Origin of the sequence: Phycicoccus sp. HDW14 (genome assembly GCF_011383005.1) — a bacterium.
GTDB lineage: Bacteria > Actinomycetota > Actinomycetes > Actinomycetales > Dermatophilaceae > Phycicoccus.
Genome location: NZ_CP049935.1, coordinates 2160280 through 2180219, shown reverse-complemented (window position 1 = coordinate 2180219; position 19940 = coordinate 2160280). Strand labels below are relative to the sequence as shown.

14 protein-coding genes and 3 pseudogenes are annotated in these 19940 nt (G+C 74.3%); 12 read left to right on the top strand and 5 right to left on the bottom strand.

The genetic code is table 11. The features are described 5' to 3' along the window. Positions 1 to 61 precede the first annotated feature (61 nt). The 5 genes and pseudogenes from G7075_RS10635 to G7075_RS10620 all read left to right on the top strand — a co-directional run bounded on the left by G7075_RS10635 (position 62) and on the right by G7075_RS10620 (position 3806). A complete protein-coding gene (locus G7075_RS10635; RefSeq protein WP_166121669.1) occupies positions 62 to 667 on the top strand; it encodes a sulfite exporter TauE/SafE family protein in 606 nt (201 codons plus the stop codon). Next, positions 664 to 1200, top strand: coding sequence for a hypothetical protein (locus G7075_RS10630; protein ID WP_166121667.1), 537 nt, complete (start codon positions 664 to 666; stop codon positions 1198 to 1200). Before G7075_RS10635 ends, G7075_RS10630 begins: the two co-directional genes overlap by 4 nt. After that, positions 1197 to 2606 (top strand): LGFP repeat-containing protein, encoded by a 1410-nt coding sequence (locus tag G7075_RS10625; protein WP_166121665.1) that lies wholly within the window; start codon positions 1197 to 1199, stop codon positions 2604 to 2606. Before G7075_RS10630 ends, G7075_RS10625 begins: the two co-directional genes overlap by 4 nt. A 34-nt stretch (positions 2607 to 2640) precedes the next feature. After that, positions 2641 to 2951, top strand: a pseudogene (locus G7075_RS22755) (acyl-CoA dehydrogenase family protein); the annotation flags it as partial. After that, positions 2943 to 3806, top strand: coding sequence for an acyl-CoA dehydrogenase family protein (locus G7075_RS10620; protein ID WP_371814236.1), 864 nt, complete (start codon positions 2943 to 2945; stop codon positions 3804 to 3806). The pseudogene G7075_RS22755 and the gene G7075_RS10620, both read left to right, overlap by 9 nt. 24 nt (positions 3807 to 3830) lie before the next feature. On the opposite strand, the gene G7075_RS10615 is transcribed toward G7075_RS10620, so the two are convergent. Next, on the bottom strand, positions 3831 to 5351 hold the full coding sequence (locus G7075_RS10615) for an LCP family protein (RefSeq protein WP_240917543.1): 1521 nt from the start codon (positions 5349 to 5351) through the stop codon (positions 3831 to 3833). 124 nt (positions 5352 to 5475) lie between these two features. Continuing rightward, on the bottom strand, positions 5476 to 6414 hold the full coding sequence (locus tag G7075_RS10610) for an LCP family protein (protein ID WP_240917542.1): 939 nt from the start codon (positions 6412 to 6414) through the stop codon (positions 5476 to 5478). Between the two features lie 474 nt (positions 6415 to 6888). On the opposite strand from G7075_RS10610, the gene G7075_RS10605 reads away from it, so the two are divergent. The 3 genes and pseudogenes from G7075_RS10605 to G7075_RS21165 all read left to right on the top strand — a co-directional run bounded on the left by G7075_RS10605 (position 6889) and on the right by G7075_RS21165 (position 11020). Then, entirely contained in the window at positions 6889 to 8397 is a 1509-nt protein-coding gene (locus tag G7075_RS10605) for an LCP family protein (protein ID WP_166121663.1), read from the top strand. A 239-nt stretch (positions 8398 to 8636) separates the two neighbouring features. Further along, a pseudogene (locus G7075_RS21170) lies at positions 8637 to 9899 on the top strand (CDP-glycerol glycerophosphotransferase family protein); the annotation flags it as partial. Then, the gene (locus G7075_RS21165) at positions 9800 to 11020 is read left to right on the top strand and encodes a CDP-glycerol glycerophosphotransferase family protein (RefSeq protein ID WP_305849814.1); all 1221 of its coding nucleotides are present in this window, start codon (positions 9800 to 9802) and stop codon (positions 11018 to 11020) included. The pseudogene G7075_RS21170 and the gene G7075_RS21165, both read left to right, overlap by 100 nt. A 28-nt stretch (positions 11021 to 11048) precedes the next feature. Here the strand turns inward: G7075_RS21165 and G7075_RS10590 are convergent, their stop codons facing one another. After that, entirely contained in the window at positions 11049 to 12068 is a 1020-nt protein-coding gene (locus G7075_RS10590; RefSeq protein WP_166121659.1) for a glycosyltransferase family 2 protein, read from the bottom strand. 60 nt (positions 12069 to 12128) lie between these two features. Here G7075_RS10590 and G7075_RS10585 point away from each other — a divergent pair, with 60 nt between their 5' ends. Next, entirely contained in the window at positions 12129 to 13286 is a 1158-nt protein-coding gene (locus G7075_RS10585) for a CDP-glycerol glycerophosphotransferase family protein (RefSeq protein ID WP_166121657.1), read from the top strand. On the opposite strand, the gene G7075_RS10580 is transcribed toward G7075_RS10585, so the two are convergent. Continuing rightward, on the bottom strand, positions 13277 to 15217 hold the full coding sequence (locus tag G7075_RS10580; RefSeq protein WP_166121655.1) for a DUF6541 family protein: 1941 nt from the start codon (positions 15215 to 15217) through the stop codon (positions 13277 to 13279). The two genes, G7075_RS10585 and G7075_RS10580, sit on opposite strands and share 10 nt — an antisense overlap. Before the next feature lie 165 nt (positions 15218 to 15382). Here G7075_RS10580 and G7075_RS10575 point away from each other — a divergent pair, with 165 nt between their 5' ends. From G7075_RS10575 to G7075_RS22750, 3 genes and pseudogenes are all read left to right on the top strand, one after another. Beyond that, the gene (locus G7075_RS10575) at positions 15383 to 16867 is read left to right on the top strand and encodes a bifunctional cytidylyltransferase/SDR family oxidoreductase (protein WP_205860472.1); all 1485 of its coding nucleotides are present in this window, start codon (positions 15383 to 15385) and stop codon (positions 16865 to 16867) included. Further along, positions 16864 to 17607: a glycosyltransferase gene (locus G7075_RS10570; protein ID WP_166121651.1), complete on the top strand. Its 744-nt coding sequence runs from the start codon at positions 16864 to 16866 to the stop codon at positions 17605 to 17607. Before G7075_RS10575 ends, G7075_RS10570 begins: the two co-directional genes overlap by 4 nt. Next, positions 17529 to 17744: pseudogene (locus G7075_RS22750) on the top strand (hypothetical protein); the annotation flags it as partial. The gene G7075_RS10570 and the pseudogene G7075_RS22750, both read left to right, overlap by 79 nt. On the opposite strand, the gene G7075_RS10565 reads toward G7075_RS22750, so the two are convergent. Further along, positions 17713 to 19485 (bottom strand): CDP-glycerol glycerophosphotransferase family protein, encoded by a 1773-nt coding sequence (locus G7075_RS10565; RefSeq protein WP_371814235.1) that lies wholly within the window; start codon positions 19483 to 19485, stop codon positions 17713 to 17715. The pseudogene G7075_RS22750 and the gene G7075_RS10565 sit on opposite strands and share 32 nt — an antisense overlap. Positions 19486 to 19940: the final 455 nt, after the last annotated feature.

The following is a 19940-nucleotide window of genomic DNA, read 5'->3' as shown; positions in this document are numbered from 1 at the left end:
CGGGGTGCCGATGGCGGTGCTCGCGGCGGTCCGGGCCACCTGGAGCCCTTGAGGCGAGTCGATGCTCACGAGCATCAGCCCGTTCGGTGAGCGGGCCCGCGCCTCCCGCTGGTGGCTGACCACGAGCGCGTACGTCCTCTCCTCCGCCCTCGGCGGCACGCTCGTCGGGCTGCTCGCCGCCCTGCTCGGTGCCGCGGTGCCGGAAAGCTGGCGGTGGTCGGCCGGTGGGTTCGCCCTCGCCGCCGTCCTCCTCGTGCTCGGGCTGCTGCTCGACCTCGGGGTCGGGGGAGCGCGGCTGCCGTCGTGGCGCCGGCAGGTCGACGAGGCCTGGATCGGGCGCTACCGCGGCTGGGTCGTGGGGCTCGGCTTCGGGGCCCAGCTGGGCGTCGGGGTCGTCACGATCGTCACGAGCTCGACGACCTACGCCGTCCTCGTGCTCGCGGCCCTCGGCGGCACCCCGTGGGCGGGCGCGCTGATGGGGCTGGTCTTCGGGCTGGTCCGGGCGCTCCCGCTCGTCGCGATGGTGGGGGTCGACTCACGCGAACGGCTCTGGGCCGTCCTGAGACGTGTGGAGCTCGCCGCGCCGTCGGCCGACCTCGTGGCTAGGGTGGGCCTCTCGATGGGGGCCGCGGCCCTCGTGTGGACGGCGTTGGGCGGAGTGGCATGAGGCGGACCGGCTACGGGATCAGCCTCGACGTGCCGGCCGGGTGGTCGGCGAGCATCGTCCGGCGTCCGGCCGACATCGGCACCGACGAGGCGGCCCGCGGCATCGCCCCGTCCGACCCCGGTCCGCAGGGTCCCGGTGAGCGGACCCTTCCGGTGCTGCACACCTGCTCGCGGCCCATCCCCGCCGGCACCGGCGACTTCGGGTCCGGCCTGGTCGAGGAGCTCGCCGCCGACGACGTGTTCGTCGCGCTCGTCGAGTACGGCACCGACCTCGCCGGCAGCGGTCTGTTCGCCCGCAGCGGCTGGCCCCGGCTCGCCCCCTCGCAGTTCTCGCCCGGACGGATGCCGCGCCAGCTGCCCGGCCGCTCGGCGAGCCAGCACTTCTTCAGCGTCGGCGACCGCGCCTTCTGCCTGTACACGGTCATCGGCAGCCACGCCCGCCGGATGGCCACCGTGCCCCGGGCGGCCGGCGTGGTCCGTTCCTTGGGCGTCGAACCCGCCGCGGTGATGCGGCGGAGAGGGGTGGTCCTGTGACCACGAGCCCGTCCCGCGCCACGCTCGACGAGGTGCTCGAGCGCCCGAGCGGCATCGTGCGCGTCATCGACCGGCTGACCCGCGGACGCGGCGCCAGCCGCCGTGGCGTGCTCGTCGGCGCCGCGGTCGCCGGCTCGGCGCTGGTCACCGACCCGAAGGCCTACGCCCTGCGGCCGGTGTCGGCGTACGCGACGATCTGTGGGCCGGCCAACACGGCCGCGGGCGGCTGGACGGTCTTCTGCGCCACCATCAACAAGGGCGTCAACGGGTGCCCGCCGGGCAGCTTCACCGCGGGCTGGTGGAAGGCCGCCGACTCCTCGTGGTGCGGCGGCGGCTACCGCTACATCGTCGACTGCAACGCCAAGTGCACCAAGTGCACGAGCGGCTGCTCCGACCACCTCTGCGACAGCAAGTGCTGGAACTGCAAGTGCGGCTCGGGGTCCAAGGCCACCTGCGACCAGCGGCGGGTGTGCTGCAACGACTTCCGCTACGGCCAGTGCAACACGCAGGTGAAGTGCAGCGGTGGTGTGCACTGCCGCGTCGTCTCCTGCGTCCCGCCGTACAAGTGGGAGAACTGCTCGACGACCTCGCTCAGCTCGAACGCCACGGCCGAGCACAGCTCGCCGTACCTGCCGCAGTGGGGCCCGATGGAGAAGCTCTACTCCGCGATGGGCGGCCACCGGTCCTACCTCAAGGCCTCGACCGGGCCGATCAAGAACACCATCGACGGCCGCGCGAAGTACGTGAACTACCAGGGCGGCCGGATCTGGTGGACCAGCGCCACGGGCGCCGCGGCGATGACGAGCTTCGTCCTCACGAAGTACGCCGAGTACGGGGGCCCGGACGTCCTCGGGTTCCCCACCGGCGCGCGGCTCGAGGGGCTGAGCGACGGCGGCTGGATCCAGCGCTTCCAGAAGGGCGCGATCGTCGACAGCGCGAGCACCGCCACCACGTGCGTCTGGGGCTACCGCTGGACGATGTGGACCGCGAGCGGGCGTGAGACCGGCCCGCTGAAGTGGCCGGTGGCCCTCGTCGAGAACCTCCCGGGCGGGGCCTGGATCCAGCGCTTCCAGAAGGGCGCGACGGTCAGCGGGCCCACCACCGGGCGGGCCATCGTCCACAACTACGCCTGGGCGGCCTGGGTGGCCCTCGGGCGGGAGGGTGGCGTGCTCGGTCTCCCGCGCGGGGACCGGCAGGTGGTCGCCCGCGGCTACACCCAGGCCTTCGAGCGCGGCGGCCTCTGGGGGCTCACCGACAAGCCGGCCTGGGGCGTCTGGGGGCCCGTGCTCGACGCGTGGCTGGCCGCCGGTGGGCCCACCGGGTCGTACGGCTTTCCCGTGGCCCACGTCGAGGAGTCCGGGGGCTCGGCCACCGGGCGCTTCGAGGGCGGGACCATCACCGTCTGACCCACTCCGGGTACCGGGCAGTAACATCGCCTCCATGAGTGGCAACCCCGACTTCGACACCTACCGGCTCGGCGAGGACCACGAGGCGGTCCGGGAGGCCGTCCGGGCGGTGGCCGAGGACAAGATCGCGCCGTTCGCGGCGGCGGTCGACGAGGACTCCCGCTACCCGCAGGAGGCGCACGACGCCCTCGTCGCCTCGGACTTCTTCGCCCCCACGTGGCCGAGGAGTACGGCGGGGTCGGGGCCGACGCGCTGGCCACCTGCATCGTCATCGAAGAGGTCGCCCGGGTCTGCGCGTCCTCCTCGCTCATCCCGGCCGTCAACAAGCTCGGCTCGATGCCGCTCGTGCTCGCGGCGTCGGACGAGGTCAAGAAGCGCTACCTCACCCCGCTGGCCGCCGGTGAGACGACGTTCTCGTACGGGCTCTCCGAGCGCGAGGCCGGCTCGGACACCGCGGCGATGCGGTGCAAGGCCGTGCGCGACGGCGACGACTGGGTGCTCACCGGGCAGAAGTCGTGGATCACCAACGCCGGTGTCTCCGAGTACTACACGGTGCTCGCCGTCACCGACCCCGACGGCCCGCGCGGCAACAACATCACCGCCTTCGTCGTCGAGAGGTCCGACGAGGGGTTCTCGTTCGGCGAGAAGGAGCGCAAGCTCGGCATCAAGGGCAGCCCCACGCGCGAGCTGCACTTCGACCACTGCCGCATCCCCGGCGACCGCGTGGTCGGCGAGGTCGGCGCCGGCCTGAAGCTCGCCCTGGCCACCCTCGACCACACCCGCGTCACCATCGGGGCCCAGGCCGTCGGCATCGCCCAGGGCGCCCTCGACCACGCCGTCGCGTACGTCAAGGAGCGGCAGCAGTTCGGGAAGGCCGTCGCCGAGTTCCAGGGCGTCCAGTTCATGCTCGCCGACATGGCGATGCAGCTCGAGGCCGCCCGCCAGCTCGTCTACGTCGCGGCGGCCAAGTCCGAGCGCGGCGACGCCGACCTGCCCTTCTTCGGCGCCGCGGCCAAGGCCTACGCCTCCGACGTCGCGATGCAGGTGACCACCGACGCCGTGCAGCTGCTCGGCGGCGCCGGGTACACCCGCGACTTCCCGCTCGAGCGGATGATGCGCGACGCCAAGATCACCCAGATCTACGAGGGCACCAACCAGGTGCAGCGCATCGTCATGGCCCGCCAGCTCCTCAAGGGCTGACTCCGGGGTCCTCCGGCCGCCGCGTCAGGAGGTCGAGCAGATGTCGGCGTCCGCCGGGCGGGCCGAGATGGTCGGCGTCGGGGTCGGAGCGGGCTTCGGGGCCTTGACCGGCTGCTTCGGCAGGTCCTTGGTGCCCGTGCGGTTCGGCACCTCGACGACGTTCTTCGAGCCGGCGCCGAGCGTCACGTGGACCGTCTTCCCGAGCCCGGTGGCCTCCTCGAGCCTGGCGCCCGGGAAGGCCGCCGCGACCGTGCGCGCCGCCTCCTCCTGGCCGGCGGAGTACTCGACGAGCGTGCCGGTGCGGGACTCGCCGTTGCCGGTGCCCGTGACCGTGAAGCCCTGGACCTCGAGGGCGGCCTTGGCCTGGCTGGCCAGCCCCGAGGTGCCCGAGCCGTTGCGCACCTGGACCCTCACGTCGGCGGGGGAGACGGTGAGCGGGCTGGCGGTCGGGGACGGCGTGGCCGTGGAGGACGGCTTCTTCCCGAGCGGGTGGTCGTCGCGGAAGGCCTCCCAGATGACGTCGGCCGACGCCTGCCACTGCACGCGGTTGGGGTCCGGCGCGTAGCTCTCGTTGGGGACGGTGACGAACTGGATGTTGTCGAGCCCGATGCCGCGCACGCTCTCGGCGAGGTCCTTCATCGTGCCGAGCCCGAAGTCGGGGTCGGTGGTCAGCGACTTCGTCGCCGCGTCGAGGAACCCGAAGAGGGCGGTCGGCTGGAAGAGCAGCTGGCTCGAGGTGGCCTTCTGCGCGATCGAGGAGAGGAAGGCCTGCTGGCGCTTGATCCGGCCGAGGTCGGAGCCGTCGCCGAGCGACTTGCGGGTGCGCACGTAGGCCAGGGCCTGCTTGCCCTTGAGGGTGTGGGTGCCGGCGGACAGGCGCAGCCCGGACTGCCGGTCGTCGATGGCCTCGGTGGTGCAGACGTCGACACCGTCGAGCGCGTCGACCATCGACTGGAAGCCCCGGAAGTCGACGACGGCGTAGTGGTCGACGCGCACGCCCGTGTTGCCCTCGAGGGTGCGGATGAGGCAGCCGATGCCGCCGATCTTGTAGTTGTGGTTCCACTGCCGGGTGACCCACTGGTCCGTGGGCGCCTTGGGGGAGCACTCCGGCGGGGCCTTGGTCATCGAGTCGCGGGGGATCGACACGACGGTCGCCCAGGTGCGGTCCTTGGAGAGGTGGACGAGCAGGTTGGTGTCGGAGTGCTGGCCCGGGTCCTCGACGACCTCGCCGATCTTGTCGTTGCCCTTGCCCTCCCGGGTGTCGGAGCCGACGAGGAGGATGTTGACGGCCCCCCGGGCCTGCGGCGCCTGGGTCGGGCGGTCGGTGCCCACGGCCGCCGAGACGTCGACCTTGGTGATGTTCGCGTTGAGGTGCCAGGTGGCCCACGCGGCGCCGGCCCCGACGAGGGCGACGACGAGCACGAGGGCGATGGCGACGCGGCGGCGCCAGGGCTTGCGCGTCCGGCCGTGCAGCTGGCGCCGGGAGGGGAAGGCGTCGTCGGGATCGAGGTCGTGCTCATCCCCGCGCGGTGCGGCGCCGTCCACCGGTCCTCCTCCTCGCGAGCGCGTCCAGGCCCCGCGGGCGCGGGACCGGGCGAGTCTAACGGCCCCGACTGGGCATCCCCTGAGAGCGCAGGTGGGGAGCGGGTGCGCGGGGTGTCGTGCCTGCTCAGCCGCCGGTCGGCTTGCCGTCGGTGCCCTCGGGCGGCGCCTCCAGCGGGGTGCCGTCGCGCAGCATCCGGAAGAGGTCCTTGGCGCGCTGGGTGTCCCAGAGCACCGAGGAGCCGGCCGACGTCGTCGCGTTGAGGTCGGAGATCGGCACGACGAGGCTGAGGGCCTCGTCGGACGAGACCTTCCGCATCGTCGAGAGGATCCGGTAGGCGTCGAGCAGGGAGGTGTCCTCGCCGACGATGACGCTCGAGGCCGCCGAGTGCGTGAAGGACCACCACCGCCACGGGACGAGCACGGTGCCGGGCGTGGCGGCCTTCTTCATCACCGCGCCGAGGAACTGGCGCTGGCGCTCGGCCCGGCCGAGGTCGCCCCGGGGGTCGGAGTAACGGGCCCGCACGTACCCCAGCGAGGTCGGGCCGTCGAGGGTCTGGCAGCCCTTCTTGACGTTCAGGTGCGCCTTCTTGTCCTTGATGTTGCGGGGCACGCAGATGTCGACCCCGCCGAGGCTGTCGACGACCCCGGCGAAGCCGCCGAAGCCGATCTCGACGTAGCCGTCGATGCGCAGACCGGTGGCCTGCTCGAGGGTCTGCACGAGCAGCTTCGGGCCGCCGAAGGCGAAGGCGGCGTTGACCTTGTTCCTCCCCTTGCCGGGGATCGGGACGTAGCTGTCGCGCGGGACGGAGATGAGCGCCGGCTTGCCGGAGCCCGACGGCACGTGGACGAGGATGATCGAGTCGGTGCGCCGGCCGGCCGCCGAGCCGGTGCCGAGGGCCTTCTTCTGCGCGGCGGTCAGCCCTTCGCGGCTGTCCGAGCCGACGAGCAGGTAGGTGTGGCCGTCGCCGGCCGCGGGGCGCTCGCCGGAGGGCTCGGTGTCCTCGCGGCTCACCGTCGACCACGCGTGCCACGGGGCGAAGGCCGTGAACCCCACCCAGCCCACGAGCAGGAGGACGAGCAGGGTCGCGGTGCGGCGGCCGCGGCGACGGGTGCGCGGCGGTCGCTCGGGGCGGGACGGGCGCTCGGGACGGGGCGGGCGCGAGCCCCCGCCACTGCCGCCTCCGGGCGGTGGGCCGGCGGGCAGCGGGCGGCCGAGCTCGTCGTAGCCGCCGGCGGCCTCCGGCGGGGGAGCGGCGGGCGGCCGTCCGGCCCGGGGAGGCGTCCGGTGGGCGCGGGACGGGCGGAACCGGCGGAACGGGCGGAACCGGCGGACCCGGCAGCGGGCGCGCGGCCGCGACGGCGGGTGTCGACGACGTAGACGTCGTCGTCCGGCCCGGACCCGGACCCCTGGGGGATCGGACGGGCTCGTTCGTCGTCGGTCATGGACACTCCCACTCCGGTCGGTGCGGCCACCCAGTATGACCGCCCCGGCGCGCCTCGACCGCACCCGGCGCACCCGTGCCGATACTGGCTGACCATGGGAGACCAACGGGGCACCGGCGTGCTCGAACGCGGTGCCGTCGAGGACACCGTGCGCGTCGACACCCGCGACCGGCGCGACGGCAGCCGCGACCGGCGCCGCGCAGTCACCCTCCTCCTGCTCACCCTCGTGCTGCCGGGCAGCGCCCAGGTGGCCGCCGGCAGCAAGCCGCTCGGCCGGTTCGCGCTGCGGGCCTTCGGGGGCGCGCTGGTGCTGGCGATCGGGCTCGGGCTGCTCGGTCTGGTCAGCCGCACCGCGCTCCTCACGGTGCTGACCCACCGCATCAGCCTCGTGCTGCTCCAGGTCCTCCTCGCGGCGCTCGCGCTGCTCTGGGTCGTGCTGCTCGTCGACGCCTGGCGCCTCGGCCGGCCCGACCGGCTGCCGACGAAGGACCGCCGCCGGATGATCGTCCTGCTCCTCGTGCTGCTCCTCGCGCCCGGGCTGGTCGGCTGGCTCGGGTCGACCGTCGGGTCCGCCCGGGCGGCGATGACGTCGGTGTTCGGCACCGGCGAGGCGGCGGGGGCGGTCGACGGCCGGTACAACGTGCTGCTGCTCGGCGGTGACAGCGGGGCCGGCCGGATCGGGCTGCGGCCCGACTCCATCCAGCTCGCGAGCGTCGACGCCGAGACCGGCCGCTCGGTGCTCTTCGGGTTCTCCCGGGAGACCGAGAACATCCACTTCCGCCGGGGTTCGGTGATGGCCGGGCTGATGCCCGAGGGCTGGACCTGCGGCGACGAGTGCCTGCTCAACGCGCTGTACACGTGGGGTCACGACCACGCCGACCGCTTCCCGGCCGGCACCAAGGACCCCGGGCTGCTCGCGACCCGCGAGGCCGTCGAGAGCCTCACCGGGCTCGACATCCAGTACTACGTCATGGTCGACCTCAAGGGCTTCAGCAGCCTCGTCGACGCGGTCGGCGGCCTCGACATCACCGTCCAGCGGCGGACCCCGATGGGCGGCGGCTCGCGCGAGATCTTCGGCTGGATCGAGCCCGGCCGCCGGCACCTCGACGGCTACCACGCCCTCTGGTACTCCCGCAGCCGCACCAAGTCGACGAACTACGAGCGGATGGCCCGCCAGCGCTGCGTCGTCACGGCGCTCGTCAAGCAGCTGGATCCCAAGACCGTGCTGCTGCACTTCGGGGACCTGGCCGCCGCGAGCAAGGGCGTCTTCCGCACCGACATCCCGCAGGACGCCCTGGCCGGGCTCGCCGACGTCGCGGTGAAGACCAAGCAGGAGAAGATCACGTCGGTGAACTTCGTCCCGCCGCTCATCAAGCCCTGGGACTACGACCCCGCCGTCGTCCGCTCGACCGTCCGCGCGGCCATCGAGTCGTCCGAGAAGACGCCGGCCAGGGCCGGGTCGGCAGCGAGTGGCAGCAGCTCGGCGAAGGCGTCGACGGGCACGCCCGCCCCGAAGGCCTCGAAGCCGGCGGTCATGGAGCGCCCCGGCACCGACCCCGACGCCAACACCGGCGACCTCGCGAACGTCTGCTCCGCCGGCTGACCCCGCCTCGCCCGCTGGGTCGAGGTGATGGTGGGACGTCTGGGGGTCTGGTTTCACCTCGAACCGCTGTGGGTGCTCGCGGGGTCGAGGTATCCGGCCGTCGCGCCGGGGTGGCGTAATACCTCGAACCGCGGAGGATGCCTGCCGGGTCGAGGTGATGGTGGGCCGTCTGGGGTCTGGTTTCATCTCGAACCGCTGGGGGTGCCCGCTCGGTCGAGGTAATCGGCCGATGTCCCACGGTGGCGGGATACCTCGAACCGCGGAGGGAGCGCACGCAGGCATGCGCGATACTGGCGCGCGTGCCCGACACCGCCTTCGCCCGACGCAACGTCGAGAAGGTGCTCTGGCTCCCGCGGTACGCCCTCGGCGACCTCGTGACCCGGGTCGTGCCCCGGCGGCGCGACACCTGGGTGGTCGGCAGTGCGTACGGCGTGCACGACGGCGCCCGCGCCCTCGTCGAGGAGCTCGTCGCCCGTGGCCGCGCCGACCGGGTCACCTGGCTGGCCCGCACGCCGCAGGAGGCCGCCGACGCCCGCGCGCTGGGCGTCCGGGTCCTCGAGCACGGCTCGGCCGCCGCCTTCCGCGCCGCCACCCGGGCGGCCGTCGTCGTCCTCACCCACGGCTACGGCGACGCCAGCCGGTTCGGCACCGGGGGCGCGCTCGTCGTCCAGCTGTGGCACGGCAGCCCGCTCAAGCGGATGCACCTCGACAGCCCGGCGGCGATGCGCCTGCCGGTCGTCGGCGACCGCGGCCCGGTGCCCCGGATGCTCGCCGCCATGTACCGCCGCGGCGGGCAGCGGATCGGCCTGCTCCCCGTCTCGTCGACGACCGTCGCCCCCCTGATGGCCAGCGCCCTCGGTGCCGACCCGGCCCGGGTCGAGGTGCTCGGCGAGCCGCGCGCCGACGTGCTCTTCCGCGGCCCCGAGGACGAGCGCCGCGCCGCCGCCCGGGCCCGGGTCGGGGCCGCGGTGGGCGACCTCGGCGGCCGGCGCGTCGTGCTCCTCGCCCCGACCTGGCGCGACGGCTCCGCCGACCCGGTCGTGCCGACCCCCGCGGAGTGGACCCTCGTCGAGGAGTGGCTGGCCGCCCACGACGCGGTGCTCCTCGTCCGGCCGCACCCGCTCGCGGTGGGGGACTGGAGCCACCGGTCGGACGCCGTCCGGCTGCTCGACTCGAGGGTCGAGCCCGAGGTGATGCGCATCCTCTGGGCCACCGACGCCGTCGTCAGCGACTACTCCTCGATCGTGCTGGATGCCGCGGTCACCGGCGTTCCGCTCGTCTTCCTCGCCCCCGACCTCGAGGACTACACGCGCCGGCACGGGCTGTACGAGCCCTACGAGGCGACGACCGGTGGACGGGTCGAGCGCACCTGGGCCGAGGCCCTGACCCGCCTCTCCGACACCTGGCCCGGCGGCCCCGCGCGCGAGGAGGCCCTGGCCCACACCCGCGCGCTCGCCGACCGCTACCACCAGCGTCGCGACGGGCGGGCCGCCGCGCGCGTCGTCACCCGGGTCGACGCGCTGCTCGGCCACCCCCCGAACCCCGTCGCGCCCGGGCTCGTCGGGGCACCGCGTTCTTCGAGAGCTTCCACGGGCGCAACGTCTCCTGCAACCCCGCGGCCATCGACCGCGAGCTGGCCCGGGTCGCCCCGCACGTCGAACGCCTCTGGTCGGTGTCGCGCGACGGTGTCGAGGTGCCCACGGGCGCGACGGCCGTCCGGGTCGGCACCCCCGAGTGGCGGGCCGCCCGCGACCGCGCCGACCTGCTCGTCCTCAACGACTGGATCGAGGACTCCTGGCGCCCGCGCCGCGACCAGTTCGTGCTCCAGACCTGGCACGGCACGCCGCTCAAGCGGATCGCGCTCGGCCGGCGCGACCGAACCCCGAGGCTGTTCGCGGCCGTCGTCAAGCAGTCGACCCGCTGGTCGGTGATGTTGGCGCAGAACGACTTCGCCGCGCGCGCGTTGCGGCGCAGCTACGCCGTCGTCCGCCCGATGTGGACCCTGGGCTACCCGCGCAACGACGTCGTCGTCACGTCGTCGGGGGAGGAGGCGCGCACCTCCCTCGGTGTCGTGACCCCCCGGGTCGTCCTCTACGCCCCGACCTGGCGCGACGACGCGCTCGACCAGCCCGACCCGCTCGACCCCACCGCCCTCGCCGAGCGGCTCGGCCCCGACTGGACGGTGCTCGTGCGCGGTCACGCCCGCACGCTCGGGCTGCGGGCCGAGGTGGCCGCCGACCGTGTCCTCGACGTCACGGCCCATCCCGACGTCAGCGACCTGCTCGCCCTCGCCGACGTCCTCGTCACCGACTACTCCTCGGTGATGTTCGACTTCAGCGCCACCGGCCGCCCGATGGTCTTCCACGTCGCCGACGCCGAGCGGTACGAGGCCGAGGTCCGCGGCTTCGCCTGGGACCTCGGCGAGCGGGCGCCGGGACCCCTCGTGCGCACCACGGACGAGGTCGCCGACGCCGTGGCCCGGGCCGACGAGCCCGACGAGCGGGCGCGCTGGGCGGCCCGCTACGCGCGCTGGCGCGCCGACTTCAACCCGCTCGACGACGGCCACGCCTCGGAGCGCGTCGTGGCCCGGCTGCTCGCGCTCGGGGCCCTCCCGCGCCGCTGACCGCCTCCGGCCGCGGCGCACCGGGGCCTCAGCGCCGGCGGACCCGCGACCGGTCGACGGTCGTGCCCGCCCCGCGCGTCACGCCCTTGAGGAAGCCCGCGCCCCACGAGGCCTGGATGGTCGCGACGACCGCGGCGTCACGCACCCGTGACGGCAGGTCCGAGGCGCCGGCCGTGGCGCCCGCCCAGCCGAGGAAGCCCGCGTAGGCGAGCGGGGCGAGGTGGGCCAGGGCGAAGGGGAGCGGGTGGCGCCGGTCGAGCCCGGACACGGCCACGGCCGCACTCGTCCCGAGCCCGAGCACCACCGCCGGCGCCGCGAGGTAGCGCAGCCGGGTGCGACCGGAGCGGCGCACCATCTCACCGCGCCAGACGCCGGTGGCCCACATCTGCCGGACGAGGGGCGCCCAGTCCGAGCGCGGCCAGTAGGTGACCTCGACGTCGGGGACGAACCACACCTCGTACCCCGCGGCCCGCAGCCGGACGTTGAGGTCGTAGTCCTCGCCGCGCCGCAGCGTCTCGTCGTAGCCCCCGACGGCCAGCAGCGCCGAGCGCCGGAAGACCCCGAGGTAGGCGGTCTCGGCAGGCCCCGCGGCCGACCCCGCGTGGTGCACACCGCCGCCCAGCCCGAGGCCGCTGTTGTACGCGCGGGCCACCGACTCCTGGAGGGGCGTGCGACCCTCGGCGCGCATGATGCCGCCCGCGTTGGCCGCCCCGGTCTCGAGCAGCACCTCGACCATCCGGCGCGTGTAGCCGTCCGGGAGGGCCGAGTGCGCGTCGACCCGCACGACGACGTCGCCGGTGGAGGCGGCCAGGGCCCGGTTGAGGCCCGCGGGGATGTCGGTGGCCGGGTTGTCGACGACGCGCACGCGCGGGTCCTCGCGCGCCAGCCGGGCGGCGACCTCCTCGGTGCCGTCGGCCGAGGGCGCGACGGCCACGACGACCTCCTGGGCCCCGTCGTAGTCCTGACCGAGCGCGCCCCGCACGGCGTCGGCCAGCCGACCCGCCTCGTTGAGGACGGGCACGAGGTACGAGACGCTCGGGGTGGGCACCGGGGACCTGTCGTCGGGGACGGGGCAGGTCACGCTACCGGACCCGTATGCTCCCCCTCGATGAGCACGATCGCGCACGTCGCCCGGACCCTGTGGGTGCAGGCCGGCAACTGGTGGCGGGCCGACGCGACGGCTCGCGCGGCCGTGGCCGCCGCCCCACTGCCCCCCGCACCGGTGGCCGTCTTCTTCGCCGGCGGGCCGGTCGAGCTCTACCAGCTCGCCGACTGGCTGCCCGTCCTCGAGGACCTCGACGAGGTCGTCCCGCTCGTCGTCGTCTGCACCCGCGCCGACGGTGCCCGCGCCGCGATGGCCGTCACGCGGCTGCCGGTGCGGCTGGCCAAGGGCGCCCCCGACCTCGAGCGCCTGGTGCGCTCCGACGGCGTGCGCGGGGTCCTCTACGTCAACCACCTCGAGCGCAACTTCCGGATGCTCCGCTTCCCCGAGCCGGTCCACGTCTACCTCGGCCACGGCGAGAGCGACAAGGACTCGAGCATCTCGAACCAGAACAAGGCCTACGACTTCTCGTTCGTCGCCGGCCCGGCCGGGCGCGAGCGGCTCGAGCGGGTGCTGCGCGGCTACGACGCCGCCACCCGCGCGCCGATGGTCGGCCGCCCCCAGCTCGACCACACCGTGCCCGGCGCTCCGGCCTGGGAGCGCGACGGCCGCACCCGCGTGCTCTACGCCCCGACGTGGGAGGGCGACCGGCCGGCGATGGCGTACGGCTCCATCGCCAGCCACGGCGAGGCCCTCGTGCGCGCCCTCGTCGAGGACGGCGGCTTCCGCGTCGTCTACCGCCCGCACCCCCGCGCGGGCGCGACCTCGCCGGCCTACCACCGTGCCGACCTCGCCGTCCGGGCGCTGCTCACCGGGCCCGACCACCTCGTCGACACCGGTCCCTACGGCTGGCAGGCCGGGTTCGCCGACGCGTGCGTCACCGACGTCTCGTCGGTCGCCTACGACTGGGCGGCCACGGGCAAGCCCCTCGTCGTCACCGACCCCGGGCCCGCCGTGCCCTCGACCGGTGACTCCCTGCTGCTCTCGACCGTGCCCCGCCTCACCGCCGCCGAGGCCGGGCAGGCGCCCGCGCTGCTCCGCTCGCTCGGCGGGCGGATGCCGGTGGGGTGGGACGAGGTCGTCGCGCACTACTTCGGCGACACGACGCCCGGGGCGGCCACGCAGCGCTTCCGCGCGGCGGTCCGGGCGGCCCTTCAGTCCTGAGCCGGTCCCGAGGCGTCGCAGCCGCTGAACCGGTACAGCGTGTACGGGCCCTCGGTGCGCACGCGCTGCCACCCCGGGGCGCCGTCGACGCCGTCGACGCCGCGGTAGGGCCGGACCGCGCCGGCGGACGTGCTCGCGGGCTCGCCGCCGGTGATGGCCCAGCCGACCTCGAGCCGGGTGACGAGGGCGCAGACCTCGGGGTCGGTCGCCACCTCGTCGAGCCGGGCGCCGAGCAGCTGCTGCACCGGGCTGCCGGGCAGCGTCTTCTCGTTCGGGAAGAGCATCCGCACGTCGCGGACCAGGCCGAGGTAGGAGCCGCCGCGCCACGGGTTGGCGGCGACGAGGGCGTCGGCGGGCACCTCGCTGCCGAGCGAGGTGAGGGCGCGCAGCTCCGTGCGGCTGACCCACGAGGCCCGGGAGTCGGTGGGGAAGTAGGCGCCGAGGACCTGGGCGCGCGCCGCCGCGTTGGCGCCGAGCGTGACGAGGACGAAGACGACGGCCGCGGCCGCGGCCCGCCGGGTCGCGGTGCGGGTCCGCTCGCCGTCGGCGCGCACGAGCGCGACGAGCGCCGCCGTGACGAGCAGCGCGCCCGGGACGACGAGCAGGCCCGCCAGCCGGGGGGAGTTGTTGAACCACGGCCAGGTGAGCAGCCGGGTCCTCGGTGAGTCGACGGCGGCGACGGCGAGGTAGAGGCCCCCGACGAGCAGCCAGGCCAGCGACAGCCAAGCGGTCCGGGCCCGGCGCAGGGCCACGACGACCCCCACGAGCACGACGACGCCGGTGACCCAGAGGGCGGGGGAGGAGCGCGGGGCGGCGAAGAGCACGTCGACGAGCGCGGCGCCCCAGCCCATCTCGGGTCCGCGCGGGTTCGACTCGCGCATCGACGGCGCGAGGCGCGCACCGAGGAACCACACCGCCCCGGCTCCGCCCACGAGCAGCACCACCCCGACCGCGCTGAGCAGCCGGTGGGCCGGGCGCCCGGCGCGCACCGTGCCGACGACGAGCAACCAGCCGAGGGCCACGCCGCCGAGCACCACGAGCCCGATGACCGCGTTGGGGTGGGCCGCACCGAGGCCGCCGACGAGGACGGCGAGCAGCGCCCACGTCGAGACCTGACGGGGTCGGCGCAGCGCCAGCAGGCCGACCGCCAGCACCGCCGGCAGCAGGGCCTGCCCGAGCAGGTTGGGCCAGAGCACCCCGTACCCGAGCAGCCAGGTCGGGAAGGCCGTGAACGCGACGGCCGCGACGGGGGCGACGAGCGCCACCGCGTCACGCCGGCCGAGCACGACGGTGGACAGGAAGGTCATGGCCAGCGGCCAGAGCACCGCCGCGGCGACGAGGGCGACGACGTTGGCGGCGACGTCGACGCGGCACCCGGTGAGCTGCACCAGCGTGGCCGCGAGCGCGTGGAAGCCGGCGGGGTAGAAGCCGGTGGCGTCGGGCTGCACGAACGACTGCCCGTGCAGCGTCGAGACGTCGTGCCGCTCGACCATCCCCTGGATCGTCTCGAGGTGGAAGATCGTGTCGGGCTGCTGCGGCAGGGCCCCGGCGGACCCGGTGGCGGCGAGCAGCGGCCACGCCGCGAGGACCACCCCGACGACGAGCCCGCCCCCGACCGCCCAGCGGGAGAGCGCGGCCCGGTCGGGTGCGACGGCGCCCCGGCGGGCCCCACCGACGGCGGCGGCCACGAGCCAGACGACGAGCGTCGCGAGCACGAGCGACAGTGGCGACCACCGGACGCCGGCCGCCGCGGTGACGACACCGGAGACCGTGACGACCGAGACGGTCAGCGGGCCGGCCGCCCCGAGCACGAGCATCCCGTCGGCCCGGGCCAGCCGCAGCGCGACGGCCCCGGGGACGAGGAGGAGCGCGACGGCGGCGAGGACCACCGGCGCGGCCGCGAGCCACGACTCGGGGGAGGCCGAGATCACGGAGCCGGCTCGGGAGGCCGGGGGGTCACGTGCTCGGGCATGGCGCAGAGTCTAGGGCGGCGCGCTGCGCCCCCAGCGGCCCACCCGCCGCGCCCCGGCGGCTCACGCGCGAGGGGCCGGGGCCGTGGGTGCCCGGTGCCGACGCACCCCGGTAGGGTCGGGAAGGTGAGTGAACTGCGGACCGTGGCCGTCGTCCTGGCCGGTGGAGTGGGCAGCCGGGTGGGGCTGAGCATCCCCAAGCAGCTGATCAAGATCGCCGGCCGCCCCATCATCGAGCACACCATCGAGACCCTCGACGCGAGCCCCCTCGTCGACGAGATCATCGTCATGATGACGCCGGGCCACCTCGACCCCGTCCAGGAGCTCGTCGACCGCGGCGGCTACACCAAGGTCACGCGGGTGCTGCCCGGTGCCGAGACCCGCAACGGCACCACCGTGCGGGCCCTCGAGGCGATCGGTGAGGAGGAGTGCAACGTCCTCTTCCACGACGCCGTCCGCCCGCTGCTCAGCCAGCGGATCATCGAGGAGTGCGTCGCGGCGCTGGCCACCTACGAGGCCGTCGACACCGCGATCCCGTCCGCCGACACGATCATCGAGGTCGACGAGCACGAGGTGATCCAGGACGTCCCGAAGCGCGCGATGCTGCGCCGTGGCCAGACGCCGCAGGGCTTCCGCCGCTCGGTCATCGCCCGGGCCTACGAGATCGCCGCGACCGACCCCGACTTCACGGCCACCGACGACTGCACGGTCGTCCTGCGCTACCAGCCCGACGTGCCGATCTTCGTCGTCGCCGGCGACGAGCGGAACATGAAGGTCACCGAGCCGATCGACGTCTACCTCGCCGACAAGCTCTTCCAGCTGACGAGCCACGACCTGCCCCAGGACCGCTCCGACGAGGAGATGCGGGCCGCGCTCGAGGGACGCACCGTCGTCGTCTTCGGCGGCAGCTACGGCATCGGCGCCGACATCGTCGAGCTGGCCACCGAGCTCGGGGCGACGGTCCGCTCGTTCAGCCGCTCCTCGACCCGCACGCACGTCGAGCGCCGCTCCGACATCCGCAAGGCCCGCGAGGAGGTCGTCGGCGAGACCGGCCGGGTCGACTTCGTCGTCAACACCGCCGGTGTCCTGCCGCGCGGCACGCTCGAGGAGACGAGCGAGGACACGATCTACGCGGCGACCGAGATCAACTACATCGCCCCGATCCTCATCGCCCAGGAGTTCTACCCCTGGCTGCGCGAGACCTCGGGGTCGCTGCTGCTCTTCACGTCCAGCTCCTACACGCGTGGCCGCTCCGGCTACAGCCTGTACTCCTCCGCCAAGGCGGCCACGGTCAACCTCACCCAGGCGCTGGCCGACGAGTGGGCCAAGGAGGGTGTGCGCGTCAACTGCGTCAACCCCGAGCGCACCGGAACCCCGATGCGCACCAAGGCCTTCGGCGAGGAGTCGCCCGACACCCTCCTCGACTCGCGCACCGTGGCCCGGGCCGCGCTGCGGGTCATGCTCTCGCCGCAGACCGGCTACGTCATCGACGTGCGCCGCGCCGACCCGTTCGCCAGCCACGAGCTGAGCGCCCAGGTCGCCGACGACATGCACCAGACCGAGCCGCACGACGAGATGCCCGAGGGCGCCGACGCGGCGTCGAGCCGGTGACCGAGGAGACGGCCGCGATGTCCCAGCCCGCCGAGACCGTCGGCGCCGACGAGGTCCCGGCGCCCAAGATCTCGCTCGTCGTCCCCGTGTACAACCCGGGACCCAACATCCGCTTCCTCCTGGACTCCCTGGCACGCCAGAGCATGCCGGCCGGTGAGTTCGAGGTGGTCTTCGTCGACGACGGCTCCACCGACGGCACGGGGGAGTCGTTGCGGGCGGAGTGCGAGAAGGTGGCCCACTTCAGCTACCGGCGGATCGAGAACTCCGGCTGGCCCGGCCGCCCGCGCAACGTCGGCACCGACCTCGCGCGCGGCGAGTACGTCTTCTACGCCGACAACGACGACGTCATCCCCGAGCGCGGCCTCGAGCTGATGCACGCCTACGCCAGCACGCACCGGGCCGACGTCCTCGTCGCCCGCGAGGTGGGCCGTGGTCGGGTCGTCTCCAAGGAGGTGTTCCGCAGCGACGTCCCCGATGCCGAGCTCGGCCGCGACCCGATCCTCGGCATCCTCACCCCCACAAGCTCTACCGGCGACAGTTCCTGCTCGACCACGGGATCCGGTTCCGCGAGGGGCGTTTCCGGCTCGAGGACCACCTGTTCAACATCCAGTCCTTCGTCGCTGCCGAGCGCATCGCGGTCTACGCGGGGTTCCCCTGCTACGTGTGGACCAAGCGCAAGGACCCGGACGGGAGGACCAACGCCTCCTACGACGAGTGGTCGGCCGCCGACTACTACCTGAGCAGCCTCCACGCGACGCTCCGGGTGGTCCACGACTCCGTGACCGACCCCGAGCTGCGGGACCGCCTGCTGGCGCACTGGTACGACACGAAGATGCTCATGCGCCTCACCGACAAGCGCTTCCTCTCGTACACCCCGACGCGCCGCCGCGAGCTCTTCGACGCGATCCGCGAGCTGACCGGGACCACGATCCCCCGAGCGTCGACCGCCACCTGCCGGTGCGCGTCCGGATGCGCTCGGCCCTGCTGCGCGCGGGGGACCTCGACGCCCTGCTCCCGCTCGCCGAGTCCGACGTCGACGTCGTCGGCCGGCTCGAGACGACCTCGGTGGGAGCCGCCGACGACGCGGTGACCTTCACGGTGTCGATGCTCGTGCAGCACCGCGACGGCCGGCCCGTCGAGCTCGACGCCGCCGGCGACCGCCTCCACCTGCGCGTGCCGCCCGGTACGCCCGACGTCGTCCGGCAGCCGGAGGTCCTCGACGCCACCGACGACGTCGCCCGCGCCCGCTTCGACGGGCTGGTGGTCGAGCGCGGCAGCCTCGACGAGCGCTTCGTCGACACCACGGGCGAGGTGCACGCGGAGCCGCTCGCCGACGACCCGTCGACCCTCGTCGTCCGCGGAACCGGCACGGCGACGCTCACCGGGTCCCTCCTGCGTGAGCTGGCCCCGAGCGAGCCCCTCGACCTCAAGGTCCGGATGTGGGTCGGCGGCTGGTCGATGATCCGGCGCCTGTCCGCCCCCGAGGGCGCGCAGCCCGGCGCGGTCCTCGCGGCCGTCGGGGAGGGCCCGCAGCGGGTCGAGCTGTACGTCACCGAGCACGGCAACCTCAGCGTGCGGTACGGCCTGCGTCGCCCGACGCCGCGGCCGACCAAGCCCCCGCCGCCCACGGGCGTCCGGGGTGTGCTGGCCAGGTACCCGCGCCTGCGTCGCGCGCTCAAGTCCCTGCTCGGGCGCGCCTGAGCCTCAGGGCCGTTCGCCGGACGCTGCCGCCTCGGCCTGGAGGCGCTGGCGCGTCCCCACGGCCTCGACGGCGGCGTCGATCGCGGCGTCGAAACGCGCCACGGGGTCCCCGGAGGTGTCCCGAGCAGGTGGGCCGCGGTCTGCTCGCGCTCGGTCGCGTACCGGTCGCGCCCCCGGGCGTCCTCGACGGCCTCGACGATGCCCGAGCCGTCGCCGGTGAGCACCCACGCGCCCCGCGCCGACGGGAAGGCCTCGCGGAACTCCTCGACGTCGCCGTCGTTGGGGTCGGTGACGACGTAGGGCTTGCCGGAGGCGAGGAAGTCGGTGATGACGCTCGAGATGTCGCTGACGAGGACGTCGGCGCGGTTGAAGGCGCTGTAGAGCCCCTCGGTCGACTCGACGACCTCGTGCGGCTCACCCGCGGCCCGCACGAGCGCGAGCAGACGCTCGCACTCGAGCGCGAACGCCGGGTCGTCGGTGCCGGTGCCGGGGTGCGGCTTGAAGAGGAGGCGCACCCGGGGCATCGCGAGCAGGCTCTCGATGATGCCGGCCCCCTGGGCCAGGACGGAGGAGTACTGCCACGTGGCGAAGAAGCCCTCGCGGGTCGGCGCGTAGAGGACGGTCGTGACGTTCTCGGTGTCGCGCTCGGCGTCGACGTCGTCGGTGCGGGCGATGACCCGCTCGATCTCCTTGAGCTGCGGGCGCCCGATCTCGCGGATCTGGTCGTCGTGCACCCCGACCTGCTCGGCGTGGTAGCGCTCGCGGGCGGCCGGACCGCTGACCCAGGCCTCGTCGAAGATGCGGGTGAGCGTCGTGGCGCTGCCGCCCTTGTCGCTGTCGCCGTGCCCGATGAAGACGTCGACGATGCCCGGCACCCGGATCAGGTGGTTGTTCGTCGCGACGTTCGAGGGGTACATCGCCAGGCGCACGGTGGGCGGCACGACCCGCTCGATGTCGTTGGGCACCGTGACGCAGACGACGGGGATGCGCGAGGTCTCGACGAGGTCGGCGTTGTACTGCTCGCGGGCCAGCACGACGACCGAGCGGTCGAGCTGCTCGAGGACCGGCATCCAGACGTTGGCGATGTAGCCGACCGCCTCGGGTCGGCTGTAGTAGAAGACGACCTCGGGCTCGAGCTCGGCGAGCCGCTCGCCGACGAGGCTCGCGAGCCGCCCCGGCCCGGGCTCGCGGCGCACGCGGAGGGCGTCGAGCGCCGCGAGGGCGGCGAGGACGGCCGCGACGAGCACCGCCACCGCGGCCCCGGCCAGCAGCACCCCGTCACCGGCCCCGAGCTCGCGGGCCGCGGCGACGACGGACAGGACGACGAGCACGATGGAGAGCACGACGTCGCGGGCCGCGAGCAGCCCCGGCG

What these genes read in the sequence shown, in the direction of transcription:
- G7075_RS10620 (WP_371814236.1), top strand. Translation starts at nt 2,943, where the DNA reads ATGCCGCTCGTGCTCGCGGCGTCGGACGAGGTCAAGAAGCGCTACCTC.
- G7075_RS10605 (WP_166121663.1), top strand. Translation starts at nt 6,889, where the DNA reads ATGGGAGACCAACGGGGCACCGGCGTGCTCGAACGCGGTGCCGTCGAG.
- G7075_RS10635 (WP_166121669.1), top strand. Translation starts at nt 62, where the DNA reads ATGCTCACGAGCATCAGCCCGTTCGGTGAGCGGGCCCGCGCCTCCCGC.
- G7075_RS10565 (WP_371814235.1), bottom strand. Translation starts at nt 19,485, where the DNA reads ATGTACCCCTCGAACGTCGCGACGAACAACCACCTGATCCGGGTGCCG.
- G7075_RS10585 (WP_166121657.1), top strand. Translation starts at nt 12,129, where the DNA reads ATGAGCACGATCGCGCACGTCGCCCGGACCCTGTGGGTGCAGGCCGGC.
- G7075_RS10630 (WP_166121667.1), top strand. Translation starts at nt 664, where the DNA reads ATGAGGCGGACCGGCTACGGGATCAGCCTCGACGTGCCGGCCGGGTGG.